This window comes from Rhodococcus sp. MurmanLake-1 (assembly GCF_056945715.1).
The window spans coordinates 1-497 of sequence record NZ_JBWZNF010000064.1 but is presented as its reverse complement, the minus strand read 5'-3'; the positions used below and the strand labels follow the sequence as shown (position 1 = coordinate 497).

At 64.6% G+C, this 497-nt stretch carries 1 protein-coding gene; it reads right to left on the bottom strand.

Annotated elements, in window-relative coordinates; translation table 11 throughout:
• The coding region (locus AC2ETI_RS32650) for a thiolase family protein (RefSeq protein WP_483635053.1) at positions 1 to 495 on the bottom strand (495 nt) is incomplete at its 3' end.
• Positions 496 to 497 lie beyond the last annotated feature (2 nt).

Here is a 497-nt window from a genome sequence, read left to right as displayed (position 1 = left end):
GGTTTCTTGTTGGTTGACTTGTTCGGTGAGCAGGCCCATGGCCTGGTCGGTGAAGATGTCGTGGAGGCCGTCGTAGGCCATGTGGTCGCGGAGGGTGACGTCGCCGTATTTGAAGCCTTCGCGGCTTTTTTCGAGCATGTGGGGTGCGCGGGACATCGATTCCTGCCCGCCGGCGACGACGATGTCGAATTCTCCGGCGCGGATGAGTTGGTCGGCGAGGGCGATGGCGTCGATGCCGGAGAGGCACACTTTGTTGATGCTCAGGGCGGGGACGTTCATGGGGATGCCGGCGGCGACGGCGGCTTGGCGGGCGGGCATCTGGCCGGCGCCGGCGGTGAGGACCTGTCCCATGATGACGTAGTCGACGTGTTCGGGGGCGACTCCGGACTTGTCGAGGGCGCCTTTGATGGCGATGCCGCCGAGGTCGGACCCGGAGAGGTCTTTCAACGATCCGAGGAGTCGACCCATCGGGGTACGAGCTCCCGCAACAATCACAG